Source organism: Pseudomonas brassicae, assembly GCF_010671725.1.
Lineage (GTDB): Bacteria > Pseudomonadota > Gammaproteobacteria > Pseudomonadales > Pseudomonadaceae > Aquipseudomonas > Aquipseudomonas brassicae.
The window spans coordinates 1-9,431 of sequence record NZ_JAAHBU010000130.1 but is presented as its reverse complement, the minus strand read 5'-3'; the positions used below and the strand labels follow the sequence as shown (position 1 = coordinate 9,431).

The 9,431-nt window shown below is 63.9% G+C and carries 9 protein-coding genes and 3 pseudogenes; 7 read left to right on the top strand and 5 right to left on the bottom strand.

Annotated features, from left to right (window positions below):
• Together G3436_RS10770 and G3436_RS10765 are read left to right on the top strand one after the other, a co-directional pair.
• A partial coding sequence (locus G3436_RS10770; protein WP_163944608.1) for an SDR family oxidoreductase occupies positions 1–726 on the top strand: 726 nt, incomplete at its 5' end.
• A gap of 11 nt (positions 727–737) precedes the next feature.
• Positions 738–920: a DUF1289 domain-containing protein gene (locus tag G3436_RS10765; RefSeq protein ID WP_163944605.1), complete on the top strand. Its 183-nt coding sequence runs from the start codon at positions 738–740 to the stop codon at positions 918–920.
• Between the two features lie 85 nt (positions 921–1,005).
• Here the strand turns inward: G3436_RS10765 and ppk2 are convergent, their stop codons facing one another.
• The 4 genes and pseudogenes from ppk2 to G3436_RS10745 form a co-directional block, all read right to left on the bottom strand.
• On the bottom strand, positions 1,006–2,037 hold the full coding sequence (gene ppk2, locus G3436_RS10760; RefSeq protein ID WP_163944604.1) for a polyphosphate kinase 2: 1,032 nt from the start codon (positions 2,035–2,037) through the stop codon (positions 1,006–1,008).
• 215 nt (positions 2,038–2,252) lie between these two features.
• A complete protein-coding gene (locus tag G3436_RS10755; protein ID WP_163944600.1) occupies positions 2,253–3,614 on the bottom strand; it encodes an LLM class flavin-dependent oxidoreductase in 1,362 nt (453 codons plus the stop codon).
• A gap of 18 nt (positions 3,615–3,632) precedes the next feature.
• A complete protein-coding gene (locus G3436_RS10750; RefSeq protein ID WP_163944596.1) occupies positions 3,633–4,613 on the bottom strand; it encodes an aliphatic sulfonate ABC transporter substrate-binding protein in 981 nt (326 codons plus the stop codon).
• A gap of 138 nt (positions 4,614–4,751) precedes the next feature.
• Positions 4,752–5,318: pseudogene (locus G3436_RS10745) on the bottom strand (UTRA domain-containing protein); the annotation flags it as partial.
• A 10-nt stretch (positions 5,319–5,328) separates the two neighbouring features.
• Between G3436_RS10745 and G3436_RS10740 the strand changes: the two are divergent.
• A pseudogene (locus G3436_RS10740) lies at positions 5,329–5,445 on the top strand (cation:dicarboxylate symporter family transporter); the annotation flags it as partial.
• A gap of 141 nt (positions 5,446–5,586) precedes the next feature.
• Here the strand turns inward: G3436_RS10740 and G3436_RS10735 are convergent.
• Entirely contained in the window at positions 5,587–6,507 is a 921-nt protein-coding gene (locus G3436_RS10735; RefSeq protein ID WP_163944590.1) for a hypothetical protein, read from the bottom strand.
• A gap of 267 nt (positions 6,508–6,774) precedes the next feature.
• Between G3436_RS10735 and G3436_RS10730 the strand changes: the two genes are divergently transcribed.
• From G3436_RS10730 to G3436_RS10715, 4 genes and pseudogenes are all read left to right on the top strand, one after another.
• Positions 6,775–7,062: a hypothetical protein gene (locus tag G3436_RS10730; RefSeq protein WP_163944588.1), complete on the top strand. Its 288-nt coding sequence runs from the start codon at positions 6,775–6,777 to the stop codon at positions 7,060–7,062.
• 177 nt (positions 7,063–7,239) lie between these two features.
• Positions 7,240–7,694, top strand: a pseudogene (locus tag G3436_RS10725) (DUF3455 domain-containing protein).
• Positions 7,695–7,742: 48 nt separating this feature from the next.
• The gene (locus G3436_RS10720; RefSeq protein ID WP_163944585.1) at positions 7,743–8,279 is read left to right on the top strand and encodes a sigma-70 family RNA polymerase sigma factor; all 537 of its coding nucleotides are present in this window, start codon (positions 7,743–7,745) and stop codon (positions 8,277–8,279) included.
• Positions 8,276–8,977 (top strand): anti-sigma factor, encoded by a 702-nt coding sequence (locus tag G3436_RS10715; protein WP_163944582.1) that lies wholly within the window; start codon positions 8,276–8,278, stop codon positions 8,975–8,977. Before G3436_RS10720 ends, G3436_RS10715 begins: the two co-directional genes overlap by 4 nt.
• Positions 8,978–9,431: the final 454 nt, after the last annotated feature.

The window sequence follows — 9,431 nt, the reverse complement described above, 5'->3', positions numbered from 1 at the left end:
ACCGGTGCCGGTCGCGGCATCGGCGCGGCCACCGCACTGGCCGCCGCCCATGCGGGCTATCGTATCTGCATCAACTACCTTGCCGACGACGACGCAGCCCACCGCGTACTGGAGCAGGTGCGCGAGCTCGGCGCCGAGGCCATCACCGTGCGCGCCGACGTCAGCGTCGAGGATGAAGTCATCCAGCTGTTCCAGCGTGTCGACAACGAACTGGGGCGGATCACGGCCCTGGTCAACAATGCCGGCACTATCGGTCACAAGAGCCGGGTTGACGAGATGTCGGAATTTCGCCTGCTCAAACTGATGAAGACCAACGTGGTAGGCCCCATGCTGTGCGCCAAGCATGCGCTGCAACGCATGTCGACTCGCCATGGCGGGCAGGGCGGGGCGATCGTTAACGTATCGTCGGTGGCGGCGCGTCTGGGATCGCCCAACGAATACGTCGACTATGCCGCCTCCAAGGGCGCGCTCGACACCTTCACCATCGGCCTGGCCAAGGAAGTGGCAGGCGAGGGCGTGCGTGTCAATGGCGTACGGCCTGGCTACATCCATACCGACTTCCACGCCTTGAGTGGCGATGCCGACCGCGTCAGCAAGCTCGAGCCGACGATTCCCATGGGCCGTGGCGGGCAGGCGGCCGAAGTGGCCGAGGCAATCGTGTGGCTGCTGTCCGACAAGGCTTCTTACACCACCGGCAGTTTCATCGACCTGGGCGGCGGCCGCTAAGCGCACCCACCATGGCCAAGGATATCGACAACCCCTGTATCTCGGTGTGCAAGCTCAGCGGCGAACTCTGCGTGAGCTGCGGGCGCAGCAAGGATGAGATCAAGCAGTGGAAGCGCATGAAGCGGCCAGAGAAAATGGCCGCCGTGCAACGCGCTGCCCAGCGCCTGAAAAACCTCAAGAAGAAAAAGTCCTAGGCCAGGTAGTTGCGAAATCACGCCGCCGCCATAGCAGAGCCCGGTGATGCCGACCTTGCCGGTGCTGGCGGCCTGCGCCGGAGTGTCAGCTGTGGTTGACCAGGTCTTCTTCCTCCAGCCCGCGCGAGGCGCGGCCGACCAGCATCGGATCGGGCCGGTGAGCGACCTTGTGGTCCTTGTCCGGATAATCCAGCGAGTGCAGGAAGTGACGGATGCAATTGAGCCGCGCGCGCTTCTTGTCATCGGACTTGATCACGGTCCAGGGTGCATCGGCGGTGTCGGTGTGGAAGTACATGGCCTCCTTGGCGGCGGTGTACTCGTCCCACTTGTCCAGCGACTTGATGTCGATGGGTGACAGTTTCCAGTGCTTGAGCGGGTCGTCGCGGCGCGAGATGAAGCGGCGCAACTGCTCTTCGCGGTTGACCGAGAACCAGAACTTGAACAGCAGGATGCCGCTGTTGCACAGCATGCGTTCAAGGTCGGGAGTCTGGCGCATGAACTCCAGGTACTGCATCGGCGTGCAGAAATCCATCACCCGTTCGACCCCGGCGCGGTTGTACCAGGAGCGGTCGAAGAAGACCATTTCACCGGCGGTGGGCAGGTGCTGGATGTAGCGCTGGAAGTACCACTGGCCCTTCTCCTGGTCGGAAGGTTTTTCCAGTGCGACGATACGGGCACCGCGTGGGTTCAGGTGCTCCATGAAGCGTTTGATGGTACCGCCCTTGCCGGCGGCGTCACGGCCTTCGAACAGCACCACGATGCGTTGACCGGTGGCCTTGACCCAGTTCTGCACCTTGAGCAGTTCGATCTGCAGTTCGTGTTTGGCCTTCTCGTACTCGGCACGGCGCATGCGGTGACGGTAGGGGTAATTGGCGGGCAGGGCGGCCGAGACGCTGTCTTCGTTGGAGCCGCGCCGCGCGCTGGCGACCTGAAGGGCGGCCGGCTGCTGGCTGATGGCACTGATTTCGGTATCGCTGGCAAGCACGTGAGCGGGTTTGCGAGGGGCGCGGGGGCGGCGTTGCCGTGGGGTGGCCGCTTTGGCCGTGGCCGGCGTGCCGGCATTGGCGGGCGTGGCGGATGGGAGGGGCAAGGGGTGTACGCTGGATTCTTCGCTCATGGAGGGCCTGTTTTGCGTTTTGATGTCCTCGGTCTAGTGTAGGAGCGTGATTTTGCAGTCTGTTGATCCTGGTCAACAGGATGGAGGCAAGTGGCCATATCTTGCAGTGTTTTTGCAGCGTACGTTCCGGCCTCTTCGCTGGCAAGCCCGCTCCCACAGGGCCAATCATCCCTCCTGTGGGAGCTGGCTTGCCAGCGAAGGGGCCGGACCTGCGTTCAGACCTGCACCAACCGCCCTGCATGCTCCGCTGGCAACCGATCGCCCTGCCCGAACAGCTTGTGGCGCAAGGTACCCTGCGCATAGTCGGTGCGATAGCGGCCACGTCGTTGCAACTCCGGCACCACCTCGTCCACCACCGCCTGCAGGTCGTCCGGTACCACGGCGTAGGTCAAGTTGAAACCGTCGATACCGGTCGCATCCAGCCACGCTTCCAACTGATCGGCGATCTCGCCCGGCGAGCCCAGCAAGACCGGCCCACGTCCACCCAGGCTGATGAACTCGGCGGCTTCACGCACCGTCCAGCGTCGGTCCGGGTCGGACGTGGTGAACGCTGCGAGGGCCGTGCGCCCGGCATCGTTCTCGATGTATTCGATCAGGTCGTCAGGCTGCAGGTGCGAGAAGTCGATGCCGGTCCAGCCCGACAGCAGGGCCAGCGCCGCGTCGATATCGACGTACTGGCGGTACTCATCCAGCCTGGCCTGCGCCGCCTGGCGGGTCTGGCCAACAATCAGCAGCGCCTGGGCGTAGATCAGCACCTTGTCCTGCGCGCGTCCCGCCGCCTGCGTTGCCTGGCGAATACCCTCCACATAGCGGCGCAGCACGGTCTGCGTCGGCCCGCTGATGAACACGCACTCGGCATGGGTGGCGGCAAAACGCTGCCCGCGCGCCGAGGCACCCGCCTGGAACAACACCGGCGTACGCTGTGGCGACGGTTCGCTGAGGTGAATGCCGGGCACCTGAAAGTACTCGCCAGCATGCTGTATCGGGTGCACCCGCGCCGGCTCCACGAACACGCCGCTGGCACGGTCACGTACCACCGCATCGTCGTCCCAGCTCTTCTCCCACAGCTTGTAGAGCACCTGCAGGTACTCCTCGGCCAGCTCGTAGCGCTCATCGTGTGCCAGTTGCCGGGCCAGCCCCAGGTTGCGTGCGGCGCTGTCCAGGTAGCCGGTGACGATGTTCCAGCCCACCCGCCCATCGGTCAGGTGATCGAGGGTCGACATGCGCCGGGCGAACGGATACGGGTGCTCGTAGGTCAGGCTGAAGGTAATGCCGAAGCCCAGGTGCTCGGTGACCCCGGCCATGGCCGGCACGATCAGCAACGGATCGTTCACCGGCACCTGCACACCGCCACGCAGGGCGGCTTCGGGGCTGCCCTGGTACACGTCGTACACGCCCAGCACGTCCGCGATGAACAGCGCATCGAAGCCCCCGCGTTCCAGCAGGCGCGCCAGCGCCGTCCAGTAGCTCAGGCGGTTGAAGTTCACGCTGGTGTTGCGCGGGTGGCGCCACAGCCCGGGTGACTGATGCGTGGCGGCGTTCATGCTGAACGCGTTGAAACGGATCGGCTTGGACATGCTCAGGGTCGCTCGCGGTCAGGGCAGTACAGTCACGGGGTAGACGGCGTCCGCCACTTTCAACGGCTTGGGAATCAGGCCCAGGCCCTGGAAGGTATCGGCCAGTTTCTGCTGTTCGGCGGTGATCGCCGGGGTGATCGCCACCGCGTTGTAGTTGCGCCGCTCAGTGGCCACTTCCAGCACGTCGGCGCCAATCCCCAGTTGCGGTGCAAGCAATGCCGCGACTTCCTTGGGTTGCTGGTTGGCCCAGGTGCTGGCCTTGCCCAGCTCGGTGAAAAAGGTCTTGAGCAGTGCGCGGTTGTCATCGGCGAAGGCGGCCGACGACAGGTAGAAGGTGCGGTTGTTGGTCAGCCCGGTACCGTCACGCAGGCTTTTCACCCCCGGTTGTTTTTCTGCCGCGGCGAGGAACGGGTCCCACAGGGTCACGGCCTGCACGCTGCCCGATTGCAAGGCCGCCACCGCGTCGGCGGCATTGTTGACGTAGGCCGGGGTGATGTCCTTGTAGTTCAGGCCCGCATCCTGCAGGGCCACGGCCAGCAGGTACTGCGCATTCCAGCCGCGGCCGGTGGCGACGCGCTTGCCCTTGAGTGCAGCAATGTCGGCGATCTTGTCCTGATCACGCACCAGAATGCCGATACCGCGTGGGTAGGGCTGCTCGGCCGCCAGGTACACCACCGGCTTGCCCGAAGCCTGCGCGAACACTGACGGTGCATCGGCCGCGTGGCCCAGGTCGATGGCGCCGGTGCTCAGTGCTTCGAGCAGTTGCGGGCCGGCGGCAAACTCGTACCAGCTGACTTTGATGCCTTGTGGCGCCAGGGCTTTTTCCAGCGCGCCGGTGCCTTTGAGAATGTTCACACTGTTGAACTTCTGGTAGCCGATACGCAGGTTCTTGGTCGGCTCGGCATACGCCAGCGGGCCTGGCAGCACCAGGCCGGCGAGGGCGGTGAACACACCGCCAAGCAGCAGGCGGCGAAGGGGAGAAGGAGGAGTGTTGGGCATGGTGTGCTCCGCAGGCGGGTCGCCAAAAGGGTTTCAGGTAGGGCCTGAAAATAAGGGCTGGAGCCTGTGCAGAGCAATTTTTTTATTACTTTTAGTTAGAACAAATAGTTATTTTTATATCCTTTTTGAATTTATGGGTCAGGCTTTTTCGTGCCGCATCTGTGTCACCAGGGTGAACCGATCGTCAGGGTGCATGGTTTCGGACACCACCATCAATGCCGCGTTTTCGTCACGGTAATGGCGGATGATCTTGAGCCCTGGCGAGCCTGCCTCGGCATTCAGCTTCCGGGCGATCTCGGCCGTCAGCAGGACCGCCCGCACCTGTTGGTCGACCACTTCGATGCGACGCCCGAACGGGTGTTCGATCAAGGCGGCGATCAACTCGTCAGGGTGACGCTCGGCATCCTCGATCACCGCCGCGTAGTCCTCCTGGGCATACACGTCGGTCCAGCAGATGGGGGCATGGGCGTTGTCGCGGTCGACGCGGATGCTCGACACACAGAAGTAATGCTCCCCCGGCACCAGCCCCTGGCGCTGTGCCTCGGCGATGTCGGCCACAAAACGCCGCACCTGCTGGATGCTGCGCACCTGGGTTTCGGCCAGGTGCGCGAGGTCGGCGATCGAGGCCAGCGACTGCGAGTAGCCGGCATGCGGCGCGGCGGCCTCGACGCGCGTGCCCATGCGCTTGCGCCGCGACACCAGGCTGGTGACGGCCATCGGCAACAGCGTGGCCACGGTGGTGGTGTCCAAATGGTCGGGCGAGTTCACCGAGCAGACCGCCAAGGCCGAGTACGCCAGGGTGCTCGGGCGTGGGCCTCACGCGGCGCTGTAGCGTTCAGCCACAAAAGAAAGCCCCGGCCAATGGCCGGGGGCTTTTGCGTTGTATCAGTGCATGAACAGGGCGATCAGGATGATGATCGGGATCGGCACACCGAGGAAGAACAGCAGTATCGAGCGCATGGTTAGTCTCCTGTCAGAGGGGGCGGGCAGTAGCGGGAGTGACACGCACCGGGTCGGCTGTCAGGAACACCGCAGTGTCGCGACGACGGCCACCCCAGATGGCGAACAGGCTTGCGAAGAACGCACCGCACAGCAGCGCCACGAAGGTCCATAGTGCAGCAGCGGCCGCTGCTTTGCGGGCGGCATCGGCCAGTTGCTTGGCTTCCTCGATCGCCTGGCGAGCTTCGGCAAACACCGCATCGATGCGTTGCTCGGCTTCGGCCTGACTGATCTGGGTACGCTGGGCGATCACGTTGGCCAGGTAGGTGCGGTCTTCGGCGTTCAACTGCCCGTCGGCAAGGCCACGTACGAAGATGCGTGCGGCGATGCCGTGGGCGGCGTCGTCGGTCACGGCTACCGGACGGTCATCGCGAAACAGCATGTCGATGAAGTAGGCCGATTCGTCATCTGCCTTGCTGCTGTTGGCGACTGCGCCGGCACCGGCGGCGGCCATGCCCGATGCAGCCGTGGCGCCGGCCTGCACGCCGCCGCTGATCACCGAAGTCACCGAGCCGACCACCAGCGTGGCCGTCACCAGCGTGGCGAACGCCCAGGCCAGGAAGCCGTGGGCCGTGTCGCGAAAGTACACTTCATCGGTGTGCAGGTTGGCCCACTTCACCCGTAGCCGCCCAGCAATGTAACCGCCCAGGCCCGAGGCCACGATTTGCGTCACGGTCAGCCACACAATGGTGGAAATACCCAGTTGCTTGGCGGTGGCGCCATCCCCTGACCAGGGTGAAACGGCAGAAAAGCCCAGGCCGAAGCCCAGCACGATCAGAATCAGCGACAACGCGGCGGCGCCGGTGGCACCGGCAAAGATGGCTGCCCAGGACACGCCTGAGTGGCTGGAGGTGTCTCCCGCGCTGACAGCGTACGTATCGGCACTTGTAATCATTATTGGTGCTCCAGTCGTAATAGTGGGCCTTCCCCTGTTACTCAGCAGTCACCGTGCCAAATGCGTCAAAATATTTAATTCAATAAAATCATATGGTTGAAAAAGAAACGCGTCCTAGGCCCATGCAGGCTGCATGAGCGGGCGGTTTGCCTCATGCAAATTGCAACCTTGCGCCCGGCGGGGATTCCCCACACCCCACCCGTTCGCTTACCCTAGCCGCCGGTTGGCGCCAGGTGGCGTCACGCATTCTGCCGTTGGAGTTCAAGCATGTACCAAGACACCGCCACCGTAACCGTCAGCGCCGAATACGCGGGCAAGGAAACCGAGGCCGTGGACAACGCGAATGTCCTGGTGGGCCTGAAGGTCGACGGCGATACCCGCTTCACGGTTGAATTCAACGGCAAGCTGGACGCCCCGCAAGACCCCACCCATGTCTGCGTCACCCTGAGCAATGGCTTGTCCTACCATGGCGAAATCACTGGCGGCCAAGCCGACACCGTCGGCGGTTTCATTACCTTCGACTGCGACGGTATCGACCCTGCGTTGCTTGGTTGATTTATTTTTTGCTGTGACTGCATCCAGAATGCGTTCCCGCGGGTAGTACTCAGCAGTAGCCCTTCGCGCTGCTGAACCGACTACCTTCTGGAGAGACGCGCATGAACGCCAAACGCACCCTCGGCTGCCGCTGCCACCGCCTGCCTGACCCTCGCCCTGCCGTTCGCCCATGCCGCCATGGCTGTGCCCGACAGTATCAAGGTACCCGATGGCCACGCTATCGCCCTTGAGACTGTGGGCGTGGGTGAGATCACCTACGAATGCCGCGACAAGGCTGACATGGCGGGGCAGACCGAATGGGTGTTCGTCGGGCCCAAGGCGGTGCTCAATGATCGCAGCGGCAAGGCGGTGGGCGACTACTTCGGGCCGCCAGCCACCTGGCAGGCCAAGGACGGCTCCAAGGTCACCGGCACGCAACTGGCAGTGGCCCCATCCAGCCCGGGCAACCTGCCGTATCAGTGGTCAAGGCCAACCCGGTCGAAGGCAAGGGCGCGATGACCGGCGTCACCTATATCCAGCGCGTCGCGCTCAAGGGTGGGGTGGCACCGGCCACGGCATGCACGGCGGCCGACAAGGGCAAGCGCGAAGTGGTCAAGTACCAGGCCGACTACATCTTCTGGGCCGCGCAGTAAGCGGCGCTGGTCTACGCTGCCAGCATCCCTTGGCGATGGCTGAAACCTGTGTCCGTACCTGAGCCCGCATTCGACTACGAAGCGCACCTGGCTGCCTGCGCCCGCGCAGACCGCCAGGCCTTGCAACGCCTGTACGAACAGGAGGGCGCGCGCCTGCTGGGCGTGGCCCGGCAACTGGTGCGCGACACGGCATTGGCCGAGGACATCGTGCACGACGCGTTCCTGCGCATCTGGAGCGGTGCTGCGGGTTTTGATCCGGCGCGGGGCAGCGCGCGTGGCTGGATGTTCAGCATCACGCGGCACCTGGCGCTGAACTTCCTGCGGGCTCGTGGTCGTGAGGTTGCGTTGGACGAGGTGGGCGAGGGGCAGGTGCAGACGTTGGACAGCCCTGACAGCCCGTTGCATTCGATGCGCATCAACGGCTGCCTTGAACAACTGGAGCCGTTGCGCCGGGCGTGCCTTCTGCATGCGTACATCGACGGTTATTCTCACGCCCAGATTGCCAGCCGGCTCGACACGCCGCTGGGCACAGTGAAGGCCTGGATCAAGCGCAGCCTGGCGGCGTTGCGGGAGTGCATGGGATGACCACGGGGCAGCAGGACGATCTTGAGGCGCTGGCTGGCGAATACGTGCTGGGCACCTTGCCGTCCGAACAGCGGCTGGAGGTAGAGCAACGGCTTGCACATGACGTGTCACTGCGGGCTGCAGTGGATGCCTGGGAGAGGCGCTTGTACCCGCTGACGGCGTTGGCCCCGGAACATGTGCCGTCGCCGCTGTTGTGGGCGCGCATCGAGCGCAGCCTGGGTACGCGGGTTGTACCGGCAGCGGCTGCTGTGGGTTGGTGGGACCGATTGGCGTTGTGGCGGTGGGCGGCGGCGGGCGGGTTGGCGGCCAGCGTGGTGTTGAGTGCGTTGTTGCTGACGCGGGAGGTGGTGCCGGTTGCGCCCAGCTACCTTGTGGTACTGGTGGCGCCGCAGGACAAGGCGCCGGGCTGGGTGATCCAGGCGCGGGATGCGCGGCAGATCCAGTTGATACCGTTGGGGATGGACAGTGTGCCGCAGGACAAGGCCTTGCAGTTCTGGACCAAGGGCGAGGGTTGGCAGGGGCCGGTATCGTTGGGGTTGGTCAAGCCGGGGCAGGTGTTGGAGGTGCCGCTGGATGCGTTGCCGCCGTTGGAGGCGAACCAACTGTTCGAGTTGACCTTGGAAAACAGTGGTGGATCGCGCACGGGCAAACCGACGGGTCCGATTCAATTCATTGGGCGTGCGGTGAAGGTTATCTGAGGGTTGGTGGCATCACGACGATCTGTCGCCGGGCCACCCAGGCTGCCAACGCCGATCTGACAGGCCATGGCGCGTTGCAACAAATAATGGAATGGTCGGGACTGTCAGATTTTTTGTGTGCGGGCCGGTAATGGCATCCATCAAAATAATTGCAGCCAGGCTGCATTTTTTTGCGTTGGAGACACACCACGCTTTTGTTCAGACTGCGCGCATCCGCAACCCTGCCGGTTTCCATCTCCAGGGACGGAGCCCTTTGCGTATTGCCCCCTCGCGATACAAAGCCTCCTCGTCTTGGGCGGGCTTCTTTTCTTTCAACAGGTACCCGGTTGTCACATGCCTACCCGTAGTCTGAACGCCTGGCTGGACCACTTCATCCCCGCCGCCCTGCATATCCCACCCAAGGAATGGCTGCGCGCCGGCCTCGGTGCCGTACTCGGCCTGCTGCTGGCCGGCG